Origin of the sequence: Bradyrhizobium guangxiense (genome assembly GCF_004114915.1) — a bacterium.
GTDB lineage: Bacteria > Pseudomonadota > Alphaproteobacteria > Rhizobiales > Xanthobacteraceae > Bradyrhizobium > Bradyrhizobium guangxiense.
Genome location: NZ_CP022220.1, coordinates 835,958 through 856,500, shown reverse-complemented (window position 1 = coordinate 856,500; position 20,543 = coordinate 835,958). Strand labels below are relative to the sequence as shown.

Below are 20,543 nucleotides of genomic sequence, written 5' to 3'. Positions count from 1 at the left end.
GCGAGCGAGATGACGGTTGCCGCGCTCCAGACACGCGACCTTTGCAAGCAATTTGGCGCCTTGAAGGTCACCAATGCCGTCAGCCTCGTGCTAAAGGCAGGCGGTCGACATGCCCTGATCGGGCCGAACGGCGCCGGCAAGAGCACGCTGATCAACCTGCTCACCGGCGTGCTGGCCCCGAGCAGCGGCAGCATTCTGCTGGAGGGCGAGCCAATCGATCGATTGAGCACCGATCAGCGTGTCGCACGCGGATTGGGGCGGACTTTCCAGATTAACGCCCTGTTCCCGCATCTGACGCCGCTGGAATCGATCATGCTCGCGGTCGCCCGGCGCCGCGGACGGCTTGGCAGGCCTCTTCAGGCCTTACATCGGCAGCCCGACACCACGGACGAGGCGTATGAGTTGGCGCGTTCGGTCGGGCTTGACCGCGACTGCCTGCGGCGGACTGCCGAACTATCTTACGGTCGCCAGCGCCTTGTGGAGATTGCTCTCGCCCTCGCCGGCCGTCCCCGCGTGCTGCTGTTGGACGAGCCGGCGGCGGGAGTTCCCGCCGGCGAGAGCTTTGAGCTGATGCAGGCTATCGAATCCCTCCCCGATCAGATCGCCGTTCTCTTCATCGAGCACGACATGGATCTGGTCTTTCGTTTTGCCGACACGATCACCGTTCTCGTCGCCGGTTCGGTATTTCGCCAAGGCAAGCCCGGCGAGATCGCGACCGACCCGGAGGTGCGGCGGATTTATCTCGGAGATGACCGTGACTGAGCCGCTGCTCGAGGTCGACCAGCTCAACGTGGGCTATGGTGAAGGAATCGTCATCAGCGGACTGTCCTTCGCGATTGAGGCCGGCGGCTCTCTTGCGGTTCTGGGCCGAAACGGGGCCGGAAAATCAACCCTGATGCTCGCCCTTGCGGGTCATCTCACGCCCCGCTCGGGGCGAATTCGTTTTCGCGGCAACGAGATCGCCGACCTAGCGCCACACCGGCGATGCCGACTGGGCATCGGGTGGGTGCCGCAAGGCCGCGAGATATTCGCCCCCCTCACTGTCGAGGAGAACCTGCAGATTGCCGCGACGAACGGACCTTGGACAATCGAGCGCATCTTCGAGATGTTTCCAAGTCTGAAGGCACGTCGCACCAATTTCGGAGATCAGCTGTCGGGCGGCGAACAGCAGATGCTGGCGATCGGTCGAGCCCTGGTGACGACCCCGCGCTTGCTGCTGCTCGACGAGCCGCTCGAAGGCCTCGCCCCCGTCGTCGCGCAGGACGTCGCGCGCTGCATCACCGCGATCACCGAGACCGAGAGCATGGCGGTCATTCTGATCGAGCAGCACGCAGGCTTCGCGCTCAGGCTGGCGCGGCAGGCGATCATCCTGGAGCGCGGCATTGCCGTTCGCAACGGAGAAAGCAGCGCTATTGCGGCGGATCGCGGTGCCCTCGAACAATATGTCGGCATCCGCAAACCCGGTCGCGCCGCGTAGCCGAAGGCTTGCTCATTATACTGTCCATATGGTAGATTTAGCGTAATAATAATTTCCTGGGAGAACCACATGGCCTTTCGTTTCGATCCCGAGGAGCGGAACTTCGTGGACGACCCCTATCCCACCTACAAGGTGTTGCGCGACGACCATCCGGTCTATCTGCACGAAGGGAGCGGGTTCTACATCATCACGCGAAACGAGGACGTGGCGCGCATCCTCAACGACTACGAGGTCTTCTCTTCGGCGCGTGGCAATGCGCTGGTCGATTCACCCTTGCGGGTGGGCAGGACGCTCGGATCGACCGATCCGCCGCGTCATGACGAACTTCGCCGTGTGGTGATGAAGGGCTTCACGCCCGCGCGCATCGAATCCATGCTGCCCGCCATTCAGCGCGACGTCGATCGACTGCTGCACAAGTTCGGCACCCGTCGTGAGTGCGACTTCATGGCAGATATCAGCAGGCCCATCCTCTATGGCGCACTCGGGCGGATGCTCGGGTTGGACGGCGAAGCTGCGGACCGGGCGGCGGATTTGTCGCGGGACATCTTTCATACCGATACGGGACCGATGGGCCCGGCTGCGAGGCCGGGCTTGATGGAAGGGGTGTTTGAACTGCTCACCGAGCAGCTCGAGCGACGTCGCAAGGACCGCAGTGACGATCTGTTCTCGTTCCTGCTCGACGCACAGGAGGGGGGAGCACCACTTTCCGACGGCGAGATTCTGGGCAACATGTCGACCGTCCTGCTCGCGGGCAACGCGTCCATCGGGCATTATTTCTCTAACTTGATCTACGCGCTCTGGACCAATCCGGACGAGCGTCGCAAGTTGCAGGCCGATCCGGCCCTGCTGGATGCCGCCGTGAACGAAGGCGTTCGCTGGGATACGTCAACCCAGGCTTTCGGACGGCAGACCACGAAGGAGGTCAAGCTGCACGGAATCGCAATTCCGGCAGACAGCCGGCTCGTGGTCTGTTTCGCGGCCGCCAATCGCGACGAACGCGCTATCCCGGATCCGGACCGCTTTGACATCAGCCGGCCAAAGACCCGGCATTTTGGCTTCGGCTCCGGCCCCCATATCTGCCTTGGGGCGCCCGCAGCACGGGCCATGATGCGAACGGTCATGACCCCTCTGCTGCCGGCGCTCGGCGACTATGAGCTCGACGTCGCGAACGCCGAACGCGTCGCTCACATGATGGTACGCGGCTTTTACAAGCTGACGATCCGCTGGTGAACGAGGTGAGCGAGTTCGACCTCACCGGCAATGGGTTTCTCGATGACCCCTATCCGACCTATCGTCGCCTGCGCTCCGAATGTCCGGTCTATCATTGCCCTACCACAAAGCTCTGGTTCGTGAGCCGCTATGCGGATATCGCCTATGCACTGAACAATCCCGTCCTGCTCTCGTCCTCCGCCGGGAACGCCCTCAGCGATTCTCCGCTGCGCGTGGGCAAGACGCTCGGCTCGATCGACCCGCCACGGCATGACGAGCTTCGCCGGATCATCATGCGGGGACTGAGCCCGGCGCGTATCGAGCTGGTTCTGCCCTGGATCCGCGATACTCTCGCTAAGGGCCTGGAAGCGCTTGGCACCCGGCGCCGATGCGACTTTGTCGCCGAAGTGAGCCGCCCGGTGCTGTTCGGCGCGCTAGGCAGGATGCTGGGGCTGGGACCCGATTCGGCGCAGCGCGCAGCCGAGCTGTCGGAGCGTTTATTTCGCGGGAATTCCGGCCCCGCGGGGCCTGCGCTCTCCGAGGAAGAACGCGCCAAGGTCATTGCGCTGCTGTCCGAGGAGTTGGAACGCCGGCGTGTCGAACGTGGGGACGATCTCTTCTCGGTCCTGATCGCTGCTCAACAGGATGGAGCGCCCCTCACGGATACCGAGATCGTCGCAAACATGATGACCGTGCTCCTGGCCGGCAATGCCTCCATCGGCCACTTTCTACCCAACCTGGTCCATGCGCTCTGGCGCCACCCCGAGCAGCGATCGCGCATCCTGGCCGATCAGAGCTTGGTCGAAGCTACCATCGAAGAGGGTGTGCGCTGGGATACCTCGACACAGTGTTTCGCGCGGATCACTTCCAGCCCGGTCGCCCTCAGCGAAACCGACATTCCAGCAGGCAGCCGGGTGGTGTTGCTTTACGGCTCCGCCAATCGCGATGAGAGCGCAATTACAAATGCCGAGACCTTCAATGTCGACCGGGGCAAGGTTCGCCATTTCGGCTTCGGTTCGGGGCCGCATATTTGCCTCGGCGCCCCCGCGACACGCGCCATGCTCCGCACCATTCTGCCGAAAGTGCTGAGCACTTTCGGGGACTTCGAGATTGACCTCGCCCGCGCAGTTCGTGTTCGTCACCTGATGGTGCGCGGCTTCAGGAGCTTGCCGCTCGCTTGGTAACGCGTTTTGCGTCTTTGTTTCGCGGAGCGAGCTTACGCCGGCGAGGTTGCTCTGCCGGCTCGCGGGAAAACAGCGCGCAGCAGGTGCGGATGTGCTCATCAACGAATTTCTTTGAAAAAGGCGAGTGGCCCATCACCTGCTGGACCTCGGCCGAAAGCATGAAGATACGCGTTACCGCACCGATGAACAGATACTGGAGATGATAGGGATCGCCCTCGACGTAACGGTCTTGCTTTTGAGCCGCACGGATGAGCTTCGCGACGACGTTGAAATAGTTGCGGACCCGATCTTCGACTAGCCAGGTCAGCCGTTCGCTCTCGCGCTTTCCCTCGTGTGACATCAGCCAATGGAAGTTCGGATTGGCAGCGGCGAAGCGGATGAACTGCTCCTGGAGAACCCTGAGCTGTCCCACCTCGTCCTGCTTAGAGACGCCGGCAAGGTAGTCTTGGAAGTGCCGGCTGAAATTCACGCTCGTCGTTGATAGGACGGCGCGCCAAAGCCCGTCCTTGTTCTTGAAATGATAAGTCACGAGCGGATGCTGAACGCCGGCCTTGGCTGCAACCGTCCGTGTCGACGCTCCCTCAAAGCCACGCTCGGCGAATTCCTCGAAAGCGGCCTCCAGGATCCGTTCCCTTGTGTCGAGGGAACGCTGCTGGCGCCGGCGCTGATTCACGACCTCGTCGAGGGTTTCCTTGGTCAGATCCGTCGCCAAAACAGCTCCGCGTGGCATGCCATGTCCGCACGAAGCCTATCCGCCGGAGCGACCGGTTTGTCAACACCGCGCCCGACGCGCACAAGCGGAACACACAGACCGGAGCGACACAGGCGTGAACTCCGCCGGCAAGTCGCCTCGCCGGCGGCAGTCGCTCGCTGTGCCGGGAAATTTAGGACCAGACGGCGAAGCCGATACCCGTGCCTGTACCGGCCGGGGTCCTATAGCCTGGATAGTATTCCGTCCAGTCGTTGTCGAGATGCTCGGACATGCCCGCGACCATCACCCAATTCAGGAGTTCCGAAGAGCCGGAGTTCAACTCTCCCCTGGTCAGCGACTTGAGGACGGACACGTCCTTGCGCTTGATCGCATCGAGCACCTTGCGATCGAGCTTCTCGTCCACGACAAAATGGCTCAGGCCGCCGCTGGCCACCACGGCCACTCGGGCATCCAACTTCGACCGTGAAATGAGGCTCGCGATCGCCTGTCCGACGCCATAGGCGCGTCGTGCCGTCGGGGCATTGGGCGGAAAGTAGGTGTTCAGCAGGACCGGCAGAACCGGAATGGACTTTCCCTTGAACAGCCGCTCGATGATGAAGCCGTAGGCATGGCCGAATCCGGCCTTGTGCGGGTCATCCACCTTCGCTGCTGCTCCGATGTCCACGTCGTTCTCGATCAGACCATGGATCAGCTCGCGGGCGAGCTCTGGACAGCCCGGAAACGTATGGACTGCATCCATGGCATATCCCTTCATGACCGTGCCGATCCAATTCGGCGTCTGCGGCGTGAGATGGCGCTCATGCGTCAGGATCTCCTCTCCATAGAAGATGGAGATTGCGGGCATGTTGGATAGGCTGAACAATTCGGCCTGATCGTCCCCCACGATCAGCACGACGTCGGGTGCAACCTGCGCCAGGCGGTCGGCCATGTAATCCAGAGCCTTCTGCGATGCGGCCTCGATCTCCAGGAACTTCGCCTCGGTCGCCAGCGCCGCATAAGGAGCGCCGTTTTCGCGGGCGAGCTCGTCGTAGGACACATAGCGGCCATCGGAGAGATTGAGAGCTTTGTTCTTGAGATCGTCAGCCGCGCGCTCGCTCCAACGCTTTCCCTCCAGCGCGAGCATGGGGGTGTGCGACGCGGCGAGGCCGAGAACGATTTTCGCCATTGGACATTTCCTCTCTTTTAATTTTACCAGATGGACTATATTGCTACGAGCGATCGCGAATGGCAATCGCCTCGACGCAATTCCCAGGGCTTGCGACGGTCGCTTTTTAATTATACCATGTGGAAGATTTAGTGGTCGCAAGACCCGCGCTATCCATCCAGGGAGAAATGTCCGCATGATCATCGACGCCCACGCGCATCTCGTCGCGCCGCCGAGCTTCTACGCCCATCGCGGAAATCTCCAGGTCGCGCGCGGCCAATACGGCATCTATCACGCCAAGATCCCGGATGCAGAGCTTGAGAAATCAGCAGCCCAGAACGTGCAGATCATGGACGGCGTCGGCACCGACATCCAGGTTCTCTCACCCCGGCCTTTCATGATGCTGCATGGCGAGAACCGCTGGGACGACATCGTCAGCTGGGCGCAGGACAACAACGACATGATCGCACGCACGATCAAGTTGCACCCCAAGCGCTTCCGCGGCGTGGGCGGCCTGCCTCAAGCGACGGGCGTGCCGGTTGAAAAGATGTTCGACGAGATCAAGCGGTGCATCAACGATCTCGGCTTTCTGGGCGTGTTGATCAATCCCGATCCTTCGGAGGGGGCCGGCAAGTCGCCGCCGATGGGCGATTCCTATTGGTATCCCCTATACGAATTCCTCTGCGAGCACGATATCCCTGGTCACATCCACAGCTGCGCCTGCTGCGGCCGCGAAACGTATGACGAGCACTTCATCACGGAAGAGAGCCTTGCCATCACCTCGATCTCCCGGTCCGACGTGTTCAAGCGCTTTCCCAGCTTGAAGCTGCTGATCAGCCATGGCGGCGGCTCCGTGCCGTATCAAGTCGGTCGCTGGCGCTCGAATCGCCAAATGTTCGCCGCCGCCTCGGGGGCGAAGGCCGAGACTTTCGACGAGACGCTCAAGCGCTTCTGGTTCGATACGGTACTGCACTACAAGAAATCGCTGGAGCTGCTGTTCGACGTGGTCGGCGCCGATCGGTGCGTCTTCGGCACCGAGCGGCCGGGCAGCGGCGGCGGCATCGATCCAAATTCGGGCAAGCCCTATGACGACATCAGGCCGGTAATCGAATCGATCACCGAGATCAGCGAAGCTGACAAGAAGGGCATTTTCGAAGGCAACGCGCGCCGTCTGTTCGCGCGGCTTGACGTCTGACCGGTTGGGGAGGAGCAGCAATGACTGCACGCCGCAGCATCGAAATCGAAGGCTTCAGCCATGGCGCTCAGCCGATACCCGCAGCGTCTCGCGTCGGCAATATCGTCATGACCGGCGGTGTCTATGGGTTGGATCTCGCGGCAGGAAAGATTCCTGACGAGGTCGAGAAACAGGTTGAACTGATGTTCGACAATCTCAAGCGCATCATGGCGGCAGCCGGAGGTGCGATGGATCGCATCGTCAAGATGACGGTTTACGTCAAGGTTCCGGAAGCCCGACCGGCCGTCAACAAGCATTGGCTGGAAGCGTTCCCCGATGCAGCTTCGCGACCTGCACGGCATACATTCCAGAACGATCATCTGCCGGCCAACATGCTGGTCCAATGCGATGCCATGGCGGTTCTCGAGTGACCACCTCAACGACATCTGACATTGTCGCCAGACTGATGGAACTCGACACCTGCGCGGTGTCCGACGCGCTCGACAAGCTCAACTTGCCGGGCGCTGTCATCGGAGTCTCGGCCCTCACCGGCCCGACGCGAGTCGCCGGACGAGCCGTTACGACGAAGCTCGGCGCACCTCTGCCGAACCTCCCGAAACGCCACCTCGGCGCGGGAGCGGTGATGGCGGCAGAACGTGGCGACATCATCGTCGTCGAGCATCGCGGACGGACCGATGTGTCTGGCTGGGGCGGCCTGCTCAGCCTCGGCGCCGTCAAGAAGGGCGTTTCCGCTATTCTGATTGACGGCGCCTGCCGAGACCTTGATGAAAGTCGCGCGCTCGGGCTTCCGGTCTTTGCGCGCCCAGCCGTACCCGTGACCGCTCGCGGCCGGATCGCGGAGCATTCGTTCCAGGAGCCGATCACGTTCGGCAACGTCGCCGTCAAGCCGGGAGACTATGTCCTAGCCGATGGCAGCGGCGTGGTGTTCGTCGACCAACTCCGCGCCGAGGAGATCATCGCTACGGAGCCGAGGACATTTTTGGGCGCGAGCGGGCGATGGCGGCAGCCATCGATCGCGGCGAAGCGATCGGCAACGTCATGGCCGGGAACTACGAAGATATGCTGAAAGGGTAGCGCAGCAAATGACACAGGACGCGGCTGAAAACCTCAAGACATTCGGGGTGACGACCCTGTCAGATGCACTGGATCGACTGGGCATCGAGGGGCAGTGTCTCGGGATCATGCCGTTTGCGCGCTCGATGCGTCTTGCCGGCCCGGCCTTTACGATCCGAATGCTACCGACCGGCCAGAGCGGCGGTTCGGTCGGCGACTATATCGATGATGTGCAGCCCGGCCAGATCGTCGTCATCGACAATGACGGTCGCATGGACGCCACGGTCTGGGGCGACATTCTGACCCTGGTCGCCGACCGCCGCGGCATCGGCGGCACCGTCATTGACGGCGTCTGCCGCGATATCGACCGCAGCATCGAACTCGACTATCCGATCTATGCCCGGGCCAACACGATGCGGACTGGCAAGGATCGCGTCACTGCCGACGCCTACAATGTGACCGTGCAAATTGCCGGTATCCGCATCGCGCCTGGCGATTGGCTGGTCGGGGATGGCGACGGCGTGATCTGCATCCCGGCGAGCCGCGTCCAAGAGGTGATCGAAGTCGCCGGACAGATCGCAGCCGCAGAGGAGAAGATCCGCGAAGCCGTGCTGCGCGGCGATCGCCTCGACGAGACACGGAAGAAGTTGCGCTACCATGCGCTGCAAACGCGCGAGAGCGGCGCCAAGGCTTGAATTTAGAGACGCGTCTGCTCGGCAGACGATGGCTCGGCTTTGCGATTCACGCAGTTTCTGGCTTCAAGGAAGCTGCAGGCGGTCTAGAGGCCTGCCAATAGTGGAAATTAGCCCATGCATGTTGCGCATACCGGTCGTGGCAGCGGGCCTGCGCCGGGCGCGTGCCGGCAGGCGACTCGACAGGAGAGCGTCAATGCCTATTTCTGGCTCCGAATTTAACCTCCTGTTAGTAACGCTGTTAAGTCCCCAAGCATTTTAAGATGACGACCAGTCGATCCCTCCTAGGCTTTCAAAAAGTCACGGAGCGCGATTGATGAATGATCCCTTAATGACGTTGGGAGATGTGTACCGTCGGACGGTTCGCGACGTTGCGATCGGGCTTGTCTTAACTGTTCCGCTGGTTTGGCTAGCATACGCCTATCTGTTCGGACCGGAGGGCAACGTGAGCAGCCTTTATGCGACAGGTTGCGTCGCTCTGCTTGGTACGCTCGCCTCCATTGGAATTGGAGGCGCCATGAGCCTGCGCAGCAACCTGCTGCAGCAAAAGTTGATCGCGACCCAGGCCGAGCTCCTAAGACTTTCGAGAGTTGACCAACTCACCGGTCTCTTGAATCGAAGAGGATTTAACGAGGTTGCAGCCAAGGCTCTCGCAGAGGCATACGATCGTCACCTTCCCGCTATAGGCTTGATGATGGATATCGATCGGTTCAAGGGCATAAATGATCAATACGGTCATGATTTCGGTGATGCGGTGCTGGTTGAAATCGGGGACGTGCTCAAGTCGTTCGCGAAGGAGCATAGCCTCGTGATTGGCAGGCATGGAGGCGAAGAATTCGCGGCGCTGCTGTTGGGCGTATCTCCGAGCGATGCAGTTTTACTCGCTGAGCAGTTGCGGCAGGCTTGCGGGCAGAGAGAAGTTGCCCGAAATGGTGCCTTGACCAAGGTCACGGTTAGCATTGGGCTGGCGGTTTCCAAGGGAAGCGAGGGATTGTCGAAAGTACTTGGCCTTGCAGACGAAGCTTTGTATCGCGCCAAGCGTGCAGGGCGAGATCAGGTTTCGGTGCGCTATAGCGATACCATTGGCGTTTCCGCTTTGGGCTTCACCTAATCGTAGCAACCGCACTCTTTCTCCACGCGCGCGCAGCAGCCTCACTTGGCGCGAACTCCGAGACTCTAACTGCTGCTGGATGAAAATTCAGTGGCAGGGCAAGCCGCCGCGAGCGAGCGCTTCCTGCTATTGCTCAAAGCTAAGATCGGGATGGCCAAGGCTTTGGCCAATCTACCCAAAAAAGATTTGCGTGTGTCGAAGACAGACGTTGATCGAGCTTTACGAGTCCGGATCAACTCGATAGCCTTCGAACAGATCTTGCCTTGATCCGAAAAGAGAGGCCGTACTCTTGGTAGTAGAGTACGGCCAAGTGGGAGGGAGCTTGGTGAACACTCCGCCGGGAACTTAGAGAAACAATCAGCGCCACGGGCGCATTGGTCATTCAGTCAGTGATCGAGTGTCGAGTTTAGAGTGAATAGGGCTGCAGCTCAGCTTTGATCGTCACCCATTGCCATTGAGTGAACTCTTCCCAGTTAGCGATACCGCCGATCGATGTGCCATTGCCCGATGTGCCGGAGCCGCCGAAGGGATTGACCACATCGTCGTTGATCGTCTGATCATTGATGTGTAGCAAACCCGTTCGTAATTGCTCGCCAATTGCCATTGCCCTGCCGATGTTGCGCGAGATGATCACAGCAGAGAGCCCATATTCGGTATCATTCGCCATTTGCCCGGCCTGTACATCCGTCTCAAATGGGACAAGCACCGCGACCGGAGCGAAGAGCTCGTCACGATAGGCCGGATTGGTGGGTGAGATCTCCGCCAGCACGGAGGGCTGAAGAAACAGGCCCTCCGCCTTGCCTCCCGTTAGCAGCCGAGCTCCCTCGGTGACGGAGCGGTCAATCAGGGTTAGTGCATGATTTAGCTGATGCTGATTGATCATCGGACCGAGGGCAACGGAAGGGTCGAGAGGGTTGCCAACTTTCAAAGTCTTCGCATATCTGACGAGCGCATCGCTGAAAGCGTCGAAGATGTTTCTCTGCACGAGAATGCGTCCAGCGCTCATGCAAACTTGTCCTTGATGAAAGAACGCCGAAAAGGCGGCGGCACGAACGGCGGTATCCAGATCTGCGTCGTCTAGGATGATAAGTGAGTTCTTGCCGCCAAGTTCGAGGGACACCTTCTTGAGATGCTGTCCAGCCACCTGTCCGACCATTCGCCCCGCCCTGCTCGACCCGGTAAATTGGATCATCGCCACATTGGGGTCCTTGCACAGAGCCTCACCAGCATCCTCTCGACCGGGCAGCACCTGAAGAACGCCTTTCGGCACCCCCGCCAATTCGAAGAGGCGCGCAATAACGAAGCCACCACAAATAGCAGTCCGCAGATCCGGCTTGACTACCACCGCGTTTCCGACGGCCAGGGCCGGCGCAATGGCGCGCTCGGCAAGGTAGAGCGGGAAATTGAAGGGTGATATCACGCCGATCACCCCGAGTGGGCGTCGCCGCACGAAGCTGATGCGCCCTCCCGGGCTTGGAAGCACGTTCCCTTGAGCTTGCGAGGGCATCGCAGCCGCAAGCCGGATTGCTTTGAGCGTACCTGCGAGCTCGATCTCAGCCTTCAAGCGGACCGCGCCGCTCTCTCGCATGATCCAGGTGACGATGTCATCCCTATAACGCTCGCCGACTTCGCACGCCTTTAGAAGTATGTTTTCGCGTGCATCTGGCGCCGTCGCGGCCCACGAGACCTGCGCCTGCCGTGCATTCGCAGAAGCGCTCCCAATGTCGACCGCGCTTGCAAGACCAACCTTACCAATCACCGCACCGGTCGCAGGTTCGACTGCCTCAAAGGCGGATTTGCTAGATGACCATTCGCCCGTGAAGAATTGCCCAGTCAGCACCGAGCCTGCCACGATGTTGTCGCTAACCATTTCTTTCATTCTCCAAAATGTCCCGGGTCAATTGGCGTCGAGCACGCTCGACTGCTTCTCAAGAGCCCTCACCTGAACGGCGGGGGCGGATTGTCCAGGTGCACTTCAGCGCAGCATGATAGGGACAGCCAGCCCATGCCTGATCCTCGGCATGACGTCCGATAAAGTAGGATGGAAACTGTTCATCAAGGACATTGATCCGATTACGCAGCTTCTTCCTGTTTTCCGCCGGCATACTGCTCCTTTGTTCCATGTAGCTGATCCGCGGATCAGGAAGGAGCGTCTTTGCAATCCAGGCCACGCAGCCCAACGATCGCGGTATGAGTACTTGAGCCAAGGGATGCGCCGGCGGAATGCCATGCGCCTTCAGCGTCGAAGGCAGCGCCATTGATCGCAACATCTGGTGACCCAACCACCGCAAGCCTGGCGGAAAATAGCGATAGCTGAACTGATCGAAGAGCGCGTTGACGATCAGATTCCCTCTCTCGGTCACTGATCGCTCCCTGCTTTCGAAATCCCGGCAAAATGCAACGAGACCGTCCCAGTCCTTAGGATACCCGTGTAAAGGTACGCCACCTTCGGCGACGAATAGCTTTGCCATCTCACCCCAAAACTTGTGAGCTGCTATTTTTGCTTCTCGTTGAAGCCCTTCAATCCCATCGCCTTGAATGCCAGATCCATGGCGATCGCCGTGAAGGCAAGCGTGTAGATCTAATCTTCGTGATCAGAAAAATCGCCCGGGTACTGTTTGGCATAATGGGCGTGGAGCTTGTTGATGTTTTCGACGGATTTGATGGTGCGATCGTCCTGAGGACCGTAATACCACCAGGTTGTGTTGTTGATTCCGGTCTGTTCGGCGCGATGAGTGGCTCTATAAAGAAGCTTTCCGCCATCCTCGCGCCAAACGGCCCGAGCGCCCCACTCAGTCACTACGAAGTTGGGAAATGTGAAACAATACGAAAAATTCTGTATGAAATCCGTCAGGCCGTAACAGCTGGATAGCCGCCAAATTTCAGCATAATCGACGTGCGGATCGAGTTGCTCGATCCTCCTGTTGATCCACTTGTAGCCCTTCTTCATGATCGTTACTCCGCCATTCCATGACTTCGCGGCTTGGCGCGGAGCTCGGCTTGTACAAAGAGCCGCATCGCATACGCAGGGAGTCGACCGGCGTTTCCCCAATGCGCGCAACCAGTAGCGCAGACACGAACTTCAAACTGATTTTGCAAAGGCGATTGAGCACCTAGGCGGCGCTCTTGCAAAATGCGGTGCCGCGACAACTCGTGCCGGGGCCCTGCGCAAGCTGCGGGAGGAGCTTGCCGGCGGCTGTGCATCGACTTGAGTGAGAAAAATCGAAAGCGCGCGGAAACAGGCGACCAATCGGGACGTCGCTCGAAATGAGCTACTCGGTCAAGCGAACCAAATGTTGGCTGATCCTTAAGACCAGCACACACAATCCGGACGCTCCGACTTGAGCCTGACGGAGCCTTCGACTGCTCGAACAGGCGGACTAAGCCCATCGGACGGATCCTCCTATATGTCAGTTTTGACTTATAGTAAGAATACATCAGGTTATCGCATATGGCAATCCTTACATATTACCTGCCGGTGGACCAACCTTATGTTTTTCTGTTTCTGCTCAGCAAAGCGGAATTCCCGAATGCGGGGCGGCGAGGTGTGTACCGCGCTCGCCGATTGCCTGATTGAAAGGTATGAACGCGAAGAATTCGCCGTGGCAACCGCCGAGCAGTAGCGGCAAACAAGAAGGTAGGAAGAAGTTACCACGATTGCCCTATCGAACCTTAGTCGGCATCGACGTGATCACGGATGGCGCGATGGCCGCCTAGGCGATGAGACTTCCCTGGCGATGCGGTCACTTTATTCGGCGAAAGGATCGTAGACTTCGCACTTCATGCGAGCTTAGACGGAGGTGCCTCCGTCGATGTTCTTGCGCAGCTCCGAGGAAAGAACGTCCGGACTTGTGTTGAACGTTAATATCTGACTTAACGATGCGACCAGCGAGTGTCGTCGCGAAAACCGAACAACGAAATGGTCAAACATCAGATTAATGCTCACACCTTTGGTCAACTCGAAGAACCGAGACTGACATCCGAGATGTTGTTGTCGATAGCAAAGCTCGCAACCCTGCTCCAATTCGAACCATGCCGTCTCCGGAGCCGGCGGATCATTATCAGCTGAATGCCGCCCTCTCGGCAAAAGCGATCATGGCGACTGCGCCTTATGTGCATGTCGCGGAAAGGGTCGTGATTGTGCCTGACGCAATCACCCTATTCGGCGTAACAGCGGCGAGAGAGCGTCCCCGCGAGAACGTATTGGCGGAGAGGCCTCTTTGAGCCCGGCCCCTATACCTCTTTCGACATCTCTCGCTCGCACCGGTGCCAGGCACCTGGGGAATTTGCCAAAGGGGTTGCGTCGAATTGGATAAAAGCGAATGAGAACTTGGCTGCTCGCAGAAACTAGATCGGCATCTCAACGTCTTTCAGCATTTCGAATCCGCGCGTAGCGTTGGCTCTCGTCAGGCTCCGGCAAGCCAAGAGATCTGCCTACTGGTTTAGCTGCGGCAACGGCTGGATAGCGGATGTGGCTCTCTGTGATGCAGCAATGAAGCAGCAGAGAGCAATGAGATCGACGGCCGCTGCCGCCGACCCGAGACCAAGATAGCCAGTCGTCTGGACCAATGTCCCGCCCAGGAGCGGTCCAATCATGTTGCCGACCAACATGGCTGGGGTCGCAGCAACCGCGCGCCCGGTGAGATCAAGGCGCGCGAGATGCCCGAAGACAAAAGTATGCGTGAACAACATTATGAACGGGAAAACGACCGCTCCGACCGCATACGGCAAGAAACCGCTAGAGCAAGAGATTAGGACAGCTACCGCTCCCTGCAGCAGGGTTCCAGTCATCGCGACCCGCATCGGCGGAAGCCGCTTTTGGAGAAACGCGGCGAGCAGGGTCGGTGTCATAGCCACCAGACCTAACGTGACCAGAACGCTTTGGATCTGGACAGGCGACAGTCCGCGATCGGTGCCCATCGGTTGTAGGAAACTGAATATCATTGCCTGGACGAGCGACATCAGGACGATTCCAGTGATAATGAACCACACAGGGCGTGTGAATCCAGCGGCATCCCTGACGAGGTCTTCGCTGATGGAAGCAGAGGGAAAGAAGAAAGTCGCTATTGCGGCTGCCACGGCCGTAACTGCGGCAAAGACCTCAAAGATGGCTGGTGGACCGAATTTCGTGATGAGAGTCGCCGATGCGCCGAGCAATATTACCGCGAAGACTCCAAGCGTTACCCCCCCCATTGCAAAGACACGATGTGGGTTATCCGTGCGACTCCTGTCGCCAATCCAGCGACGAAGTGGCCAACTGCCAGAATGCTAAATTCGGTGAAGCCGGCCATCACATAGAAGGTCCCGGCACTGATGCCGAAGCCCAGCGTCGGCATCCAGCGCCCCGGAGCGCGATGGAAGAATGGCGATAGTGTAACGCTTGCAAAGACCATGGCTCCTAGAAAGAGGGTCGGAAGCGCCCCCGCTCGCGCCGGTGAAAACGCATATTCCGAGATCAGAACACCGACCCAAATCGGAAGTGCGGGCTGGTCTATCATCCCAGCCATGTGCCCTGTCACTAATGAAATCTTTGACCCCAACGAGTTAATCTGCGCCATTTTTTCCTCCCGTATGATAGTCGGCCCTCGTGAATTGCAGCTCCGCACCGATGCAGGCATGATGAAGGCATCCGACAGCTATGGAGAGCCGCGACGCTCGCTCCCCACTGCCATCGAAACTCTTGAGCTGCCGGCGCGCGCCTCACAGAGTGCTTTGCTATCCATCGAGAGCATCATGGATGAGAGCTCTAGACGGGACGATTGCCCGTTGCTTCAACTAGCCATCGCGGCCAATTACCAATGGCATCTGCACAAAGCGCAGCTGCTTGCGAAAATGGCTTCACCGTTGATCAGCAATTGAGGATACCCAGCACCGGTCAGAGCGTTTGGTGCAGAGTTCGGACGTCATTCCGAACAGGTCAGGTGCGTCCACCCCCGAGCGGCAATTCACGGCCTTCCTCCATATGTCATTTATTACTTACTGGCTAGCAGGCATGAACATATATGTCAAATCTGACGTATGGATGCGCGTGGCCGGCAACTATGCAGAACCGCAAAGAGCGCCAGATTTGAAGCTTGGGGCTTTTGTTGTGCCCACGAGAATACGCCGATTGGGACGGCTGATGTCGTCGCATTCGACAACGTCTGGCAGGAGAGCAGACCTGATAAGAAGGTCTACGACATTGCTAGCAGTGGTCTTGTTCTCGACCATACCCATGTTGCGCCGTGCGCTTTCATAAGCACGGTCGGAAACGCACGTCCGAGCCACGTCGACTGTAGCTGGGCCGAGTTCGACGCGTCACCGGCATTCTGAGACGAGACCAATGTGCCACGCTCCTGATCAATTCAGTGGCGCTGCGCTTTCGATAGCCGTGGACGCTACGGGAGAGACATTCAGGACGATGATGTGGCGAGCTTTTTTAACGTCGTTCTGGTGCTCGGTCTCGCGATCGATTGTTTGATTCTCCTAAGGACCATCACTCGGTAGCTCGACAGCTACGGCGGTGACATCATTTCACGACGCTCGTGGATTGTGAAAGCGCGGTGAACGTCGTGCGACGCTGCCGGCAATCGCCGATCGTCGTGCACCGGATCGCCAAGCCCGAAGAGCTCTACGGTCGGATCCGGTGCAGGGAAAGGCATCACGAACTCCCGGTACAAACCGGCGCGGAGCGTGGCGGTTACCAAGCAGGACGCCAAAGGCCTTGTGGCATCGCGCTCGGGCTTCCCTATGGTGAGCTGGCCCTGGCGAGCCTGCTGGGCTCCTCCTGGCGCGAAGAAGAGTCCTTTAGTGGGGCTTCTACACGGAACCAGGCGATGTAAAGCGCCGGCAAGAAAAAGAGAGTCAGGAAGGTCGCAGCCATGATGCCACCGATCATCGATAGCGCCATAGGACCCCAGAAGACCTGCGGCGCGATCGGAAGCATGCCGAGGCTTGCTGCGGCGGCCGTCAGCAGGATTGGCCGCATGCGATGCTGTGTTGCCAGCACGACTGCCGACCATTGATCGTGACCCTCGTCAAGCATTTCGTCGATCTGCGCCATCAAGATAATCGAATTGCGAATGATGATCCCGATAAGGGCTAACGTACCGAGAATCGCGACAAAACCCATCGGTTTTCCGGATACGAGGAGAGCGAACACAACGCCGATCAAGCCGAGGGGAGCCACGCTTACGACAAGGAACAGCTTCGCAAAGCTTTGCAGCTGGACCATAATGAAGAACGCCATCGCAAGCAGCATCACAGGCACGACCGCAACGATTGGACCCTGACCCTTTGAGCTCTCCTCGACGGCGCCTCCGGTTGCGATCTTCATCGACGCCGGCAGGTTCGCGGCGAAGGTCTCGATAGCCGGCGCAAGCTGTTGGACGACAGTTGCCGGTTGCGTGCCATCGTGGATGGTGCCTCGAATCGTGATTGTTGGGACACGGTCGCGTCGCCAAATAATGGGCTGCTCCAGGTCATAGCGAAGTGTTGCGAACGAGAGCAACGGGACCACCTGTCCATTGCCAGTCGGGATCTGCAACGACTGCAGCGTTTCGATTCGGCTGCGTTCGTCGTTTGCGGCGCGCCCAACGATGTTGACCTGATAAATGCTATCGCGCATCTGTGTAATGGACGTCCCGCCGACAAGGCCGTTCAGTATCGAGGCAACATCGACGGAGTCGAGCCCGAGCTGCCTCGCCTTGTCTTGCGCTATTTCGACTTGAACGACCTTGCCTGGCTCGTTCCAATCAAATGTCGGAGGGTCAAGATGCGGGTTGTCGCTCATGATTTTGGCGATCTCCAGTGCCTTGGCGCGCAATTGCTGGATGTCCGGCCCGCTGAGGCGGTATTGCAGCGGACGTCCAACCGGAGGTCCAAGGTCGAGCGGGTGGATGAAGACGTCGATCCCGATGAATTGATCGGCCGCGGTCTTTCGCAATCTGCTTTCGATCCGATTGCGAGCTTCAAGTGACTTGGCTACGACGACCACCTGGCCGAAATAGTTAAAGGCCATCTGCTGGTCGAGTGGCAGATAGAAGCGGATCGCACCTTGCCCAACATAAGAGCTCCAGCTTTCGACGTCAGGATCGGAGGCCAGCCCTTTTTCGAACTGGTCGATCTGCTTCTTGGTCTCAAGGATCGTGCTGCCCTGCGGAAGCGTCAAGTCGACGAGCAGCTCGGACCGGTCTGACGACGGGAAGAACTGCTGCTGCACAAATCCCATACCGACGATTGCCACCGCGAGCAGACCGAGGCTTCCGCCGATTGTGACCCAGCGGAAGCGCATCGCGGCCTCCAGTAGAACGACAAAGTAGCGGGATAGCCGGCCGACACCGATATGGTCGTGATGTTTCATGGTTTTTGGAAGGACCATGACGCCGATCAGTGGAGCGAACAGAACGGCTACCACCCAGCTGGTTAGTAGCGATGCTGCGATTACGAGGAACAGAGTGTAGGTGTATTCGCCAGCCGATGAGCCGTTGAACCCAATCGGGATAAAGCCTGCGACAGTTACCAGGGTTCCGGTTAGCATCGGAAATGCGGTCGAGGTGTAAGCAAAGGTCACTGCGTTATAGAGATTGTCCCCGCGCTCAAGGCGGTGCACCATCATCTCGACTGTTATCATTGCATCATCGACGAGCAGTCCAAGCGCGATGATCAGCGCACCTAGGGAAATGCGCTGCAGCGTTACTCCAAAATACTGCATGATGACGAACACGACCGCCAGCACGAGCGGAATTGAGAACGAGACCACCAGCCCTGCCCTCACTCCAAGACTGATCAGGCTTACCACCAACACGATGGCTATGGCCTCAACGAGCGCTTCGGTGAAGCCGCCGACTGCCTGCTCAACTATCTTCGGCTGATCGGAAACCAGGTGGAGTTCGACGCCTACCGGAAGCGTGGCCAAGATGTCGCGCATCTTTGCTCTCAGCGCCTCACCAAATTGAAGCACATTGCTAGAGGCCATCATCGCGATGCCGAGCCCGATCGCAGGCTTTCCATCGACACGAAATAGCGGATCGGGTGGATCGCGATATCCACGGGTGATGGTCGCGACGTCGCTAAGCGGAAGGAAGCGGTTGTCGATGCGCAGGTTGGTGCTTCGAAGGGCCTCTTCCGAAGCGAATTGACCGCTTACGCGCAGCGAAACTTGTTCTGGGCCCGCTTGTACGACGCCTGACGGCTGCACTGTGTTTTGATTTTGCAGTGTCTTGATGAGCGACTGCATATTAAGACCGAGTGCCGCCAGCTTGCGCGTGGAGATGTCGAGATAGATGACCTCATCTTGTGCTCCGATCACCGTGATCTTGCCGATGCTTGGCACGGTGAGAAGTTCCGAGCGCACCCGCTCGACATAGTCGCGCAATTGCCGTGGGCTGAGTCCGTCGGACGTAAACGCGTAGATGTTGCCGAAGACATCGCCAAATTCGTCGTTGAAGGAGGCTGCGCCTACGCCTGAAGGCAGGGTGTACTGGATGTCCTGAACATGTTTGCGGACCTCATAGAATAGCCACGGCACGTCCTTTGGCTTGGTGGTGTCCTTCAGATTGACCAAAATCGTGGTCTGACCGGGCGTCGTGTAGCTCTTGACGTAGTCGACCGCGCCGATCTGTTTCACCTCCTTTTCAATCCGGTCGGTCACTTGATTGAGCATGTCGTCAACCGTCGCGCCGGGCCATTGTTGCTGGATCACCATAGTCTTGATGGTGAACGGAGGATCTTCCTCGCGACCGAGGCTGCGGTAGGCGAGCAGGCCCGCTATCGCGGACGCTATCATCAGGAACCAAACGAACGAGCGATGCTTTAGGGCCCATTCAGATAGATTGAAGGAGGTCACGACTGATTCTCTTGCAAAAGTTTGACGAGTTGTCCTTCGGAGAGGGAATGCACGCCGGCAGTGATGACGCGATCGCCAATCGACAAGCCGGATGTAACTGCCACGCGGTCTCCCCTGTGGGCGCCGAGCATCACAGGACGTGCTAGAGCCCTCTTGTTTGCTCCCACGATCCAGACGGCGTCCTGACCTTCGATTTTCAAAAGAGCACTAACCGGAATCTCCATTTGGCCCTCCTGTGCAGCCGCGAGGCGGATCGTGGTTCCCAGCCGAAACGCTTCAGGTGGATCTTCGATGGTGAACCGAATGCGCCGAGTTCTGGTCGAGGAGTCCGACTGCGGCGCGATCTCACGGACGACCGCCTTGGCTGCGATGCTATCCTGGACGAGGAGCGATGCCCGAGAGGATGAACCTTCGATGAATTGGCCAATTCGGTCGTCCGGTATGTCGAACACACCGTCGCGAAAAGTTGGGCGAGCGATGGTGACAACCGTCTGGCCTACCGAGACGACCTGGCCGATTTCCGTGGACCAGGAGACGACGACACCGTCATAGCTGCTGTTTAGGGTCGTGTAGCCGAGTTGTTCGGTCGCCTTCTGCAGACTCGCCTCAGCTTGCGTGGCGCGTGATTGGGCGCTCTGCTGGGCTGCTGTTGCCGCATCGAGGTCCGCCTGTGTCCCGCTGCCCGTGCTGAACAGTTTGTGCTTTCGTTCCAGAGTGGCCTCGGCATTGGCAAGGACCGCTCGAGCGTTGGCCAGATCGGCCTGGCTTGAGACGATCGCGAGCTGCGCGACGGTCGAATCAAGGGACCCGAGTCTTTGCCCCTTGGCAACGAGATCTCCCACATTGACGTCGCGCGAGCTCATTCGCCCCATTGTTTGAAAGCCAAGCTCGGCCTGGTACCGAGGCTGCACCGTTCCGGTGAAGGTGTCGATCCTCTACG

19 protein-coding genes are annotated in these 20,543 nt (G+C 59.0%); 10 read left to right on the top strand and 9 right to left on the bottom strand.

Going from position 1 to position 20,543, the window contains the following annotated elements; translation table 11 throughout:
* Positions 1 to 9 precede the first annotated feature (9 nt).
* The 4 genes from X268_RS38515 to X268_RS38500 all read left to right on the top strand — a co-directional run bounded on the left by X268_RS38515 (position 10) and on the right by X268_RS38500 (position 3,870).
* Positions 10 to 762 (top strand): ABC transporter ATP-binding protein, encoded by a 753-nt coding sequence (locus X268_RS38515; protein ID WP_128930026.1) that lies wholly within the window; start codon positions 10 to 12, stop codon positions 760 to 762.
* A complete protein-coding gene (locus tag X268_RS38510; RefSeq protein WP_245478025.1) occupies positions 755 to 1,477 on the top strand; it encodes an ABC transporter ATP-binding protein in 723 nt (240 codons plus the stop codon). The genes X268_RS38515 and X268_RS38510 overlap by 8 nt, the downstream gene beginning before the upstream one ends.
* A 69-nt stretch (positions 1,478 to 1,546) precedes the next feature.
* Positions 1,547 to 2,707 carry a cytochrome P450 gene (locus X268_RS38505; RefSeq protein WP_128930024.1) on the top strand — a complete coding sequence of 387 codons (1,161 nt, stop codon included), beginning with the start codon at positions 1,547 to 1,549 and terminating at the stop codon, positions 2,705 to 2,707.
* On the top strand, positions 2,704 to 3,870 hold the full coding sequence (locus tag X268_RS38500) for a cytochrome P450 (protein ID WP_128930023.1): 1,167 nt from the start codon (positions 2,704 to 2,706) through the stop codon (positions 3,868 to 3,870). The genes X268_RS38505 and X268_RS38500 overlap by 4 nt, the downstream gene beginning before the upstream one ends.
* Here X268_RS38500 and X268_RS38495 read toward each other — a convergent pair.
* Positions 3,845 to 4,582 carry a TetR/AcrR family transcriptional regulator gene (locus X268_RS38495; RefSeq protein WP_164938229.1) on the bottom strand — a complete coding sequence of 246 codons (738 nt, stop codon included), beginning with the start codon at positions 4,580 to 4,582 and terminating at the stop codon, positions 3,845 to 3,847. The genes X268_RS38500 and X268_RS38495 overlap by 26 nt on opposite strands.
* Positions 4,583 to 4,754: 172 nt before the next feature.
* Positions 4,755 to 5,747 carry a DODA-type extradiol aromatic ring-opening family dioxygenase gene (locus tag X268_RS38490; RefSeq protein ID WP_164938228.1) on the bottom strand — a complete coding sequence of 331 codons (993 nt, stop codon included), beginning with the start codon at positions 5,745 to 5,747 and terminating at the stop codon, positions 4,755 to 4,757.
* A gap of 175 nt (positions 5,748 to 5,922) precedes the next feature.
* Here X268_RS38490 and X268_RS38485 point away from each other — a divergent pair, with 175 nt between their 5' ends.
* The 5 genes from X268_RS38485 to X268_RS38465 all read left to right on the top strand — a co-directional run bounded on the left by X268_RS38485 (position 5,923) and on the right by X268_RS38465 (position 9,777).
* On the top strand, positions 5,923 to 6,921 hold the full coding sequence (locus X268_RS38485) for an amidohydrolase family protein (protein WP_128930020.1): 999 nt from the start codon (positions 5,923 to 5,925) through the stop codon (positions 6,919 to 6,921).
* 20 nt (positions 6,922 to 6,941) lie between these two features.
* Entirely contained in the window at positions 6,942 to 7,331 is a 390-nt protein-coding gene (locus tag X268_RS38480; protein ID WP_128930019.1) for a RidA family protein, read from the top strand.
* A 35-nt stretch (positions 7,332 to 7,366) separates the two neighbouring features.
* Positions 7,367 to 7,987: an RraA family protein gene (locus X268_RS38475; RefSeq protein WP_245478024.1), complete on the top strand. Its 621-nt coding sequence runs from the start codon at positions 7,367 to 7,369 to the stop codon at positions 7,985 to 7,987.
* A 16-nt stretch (positions 7,988 to 8,003) separates the two neighbouring features.
* Positions 8,004 to 8,669, top strand: coding sequence for an RraA family protein (locus tag X268_RS38470; RefSeq protein WP_128930018.1), 666 nt, complete (start codon positions 8,004 to 8,006; stop codon positions 8,667 to 8,669).
* A 313-nt stretch (positions 8,670 to 8,982) separates the two neighbouring features.
* Positions 8,983 to 9,777 carry a GGDEF domain-containing protein gene (locus X268_RS38465; RefSeq protein ID WP_128930017.1) on the top strand — a complete coding sequence of 265 codons (795 nt, stop codon included), beginning with the start codon at positions 8,983 to 8,985 and terminating at the stop codon, positions 9,775 to 9,777.
* A 406-nt stretch (positions 9,778 to 10,183) separates the two neighbouring features.
* On the opposite strand, the gene X268_RS38460 is transcribed toward X268_RS38465, so the two are convergent.
* From X268_RS38460 to X268_RS38440, 5 genes are all read right to left on the bottom strand, one after another.
* Positions 10,184 to 11,656 carry a benzaldehyde dehydrogenase gene (locus X268_RS38460; protein WP_232995548.1) on the bottom strand — a complete coding sequence of 491 codons (1,473 nt, stop codon included), beginning with the start codon at positions 11,654 to 11,656 and terminating at the stop codon, positions 10,184 to 10,186.
* A 49-nt stretch (positions 11,657 to 11,705) separates the two neighbouring features.
* A complete protein-coding gene (locus tag X268_RS38455; protein WP_128930016.1) occupies positions 11,706 to 12,248 on the bottom strand; it encodes a hypothetical protein in 543 nt (180 codons plus the stop codon).
* Positions 12,249 to 12,358: 110 nt separating this feature from the next.
* Positions 12,359 to 12,727: a hypothetical protein gene (locus tag X268_RS38450; RefSeq protein WP_128930015.1), complete on the bottom strand. Its 369-nt coding sequence runs from the start codon at positions 12,725 to 12,727 to the stop codon at positions 12,359 to 12,361.
* Positions 12,728 to 14,211: 1,484 nt separating this feature from the next.
* Complete coding sequence (locus X268_RS38445; RefSeq protein WP_128930014.1) at positions 14,212 to 14,934, bottom strand: MFS transporter; 723 nt, start codon at positions 14,932 to 14,934, stop codon at positions 14,212 to 14,214.
* Between the two features lie 23 nt (positions 14,935 to 14,957).
* Positions 14,958 to 15,335, bottom strand: a complete 378-nt coding sequence (locus X268_RS38440; RefSeq protein WP_128930013.1) for a hypothetical protein — start codon at positions 15,333 to 15,335, stop codon at positions 14,958 to 14,960.
* 58 nt (positions 15,336 to 15,393) lie between these two features.
* Here X268_RS38440 and X268_RS38435 point away from each other — a divergent pair, with 58 nt between their 5' ends.
* A complete protein-coding gene (locus X268_RS38435) occupies positions 15,394 to 15,636 on the top strand; it encodes a hypothetical protein (protein WP_128930012.1) in 243 nt (80 codons plus the stop codon).
* Positions 15,637 to 16,504: 868 nt separating this feature from the next.
* Here X268_RS38435 and X268_RS38430 read toward each other — a convergent pair.
* Positions 16,505 to 19,603 carry an efflux RND transporter permease subunit gene (locus X268_RS38430; protein ID WP_128930011.1) on the bottom strand — a complete coding sequence of 1,033 codons (3,099 nt, stop codon included), beginning with the start codon at positions 19,601 to 19,603 and terminating at the stop codon, positions 16,505 to 16,507.
* Positions 19,600 to 20,535 carry an efflux RND transporter periplasmic adaptor subunit gene (locus tag X268_RS38425; protein WP_128930010.1) on the bottom strand — a complete coding sequence of 312 codons (936 nt, stop codon included), beginning with the start codon at positions 20,533 to 20,535 and terminating at the stop codon, positions 19,600 to 19,602. The genes X268_RS38430 and X268_RS38425 overlap by 4 nt, the downstream gene beginning before the upstream one ends.
* Positions 20,536 to 20,543: the final 8 nt, after the last annotated feature.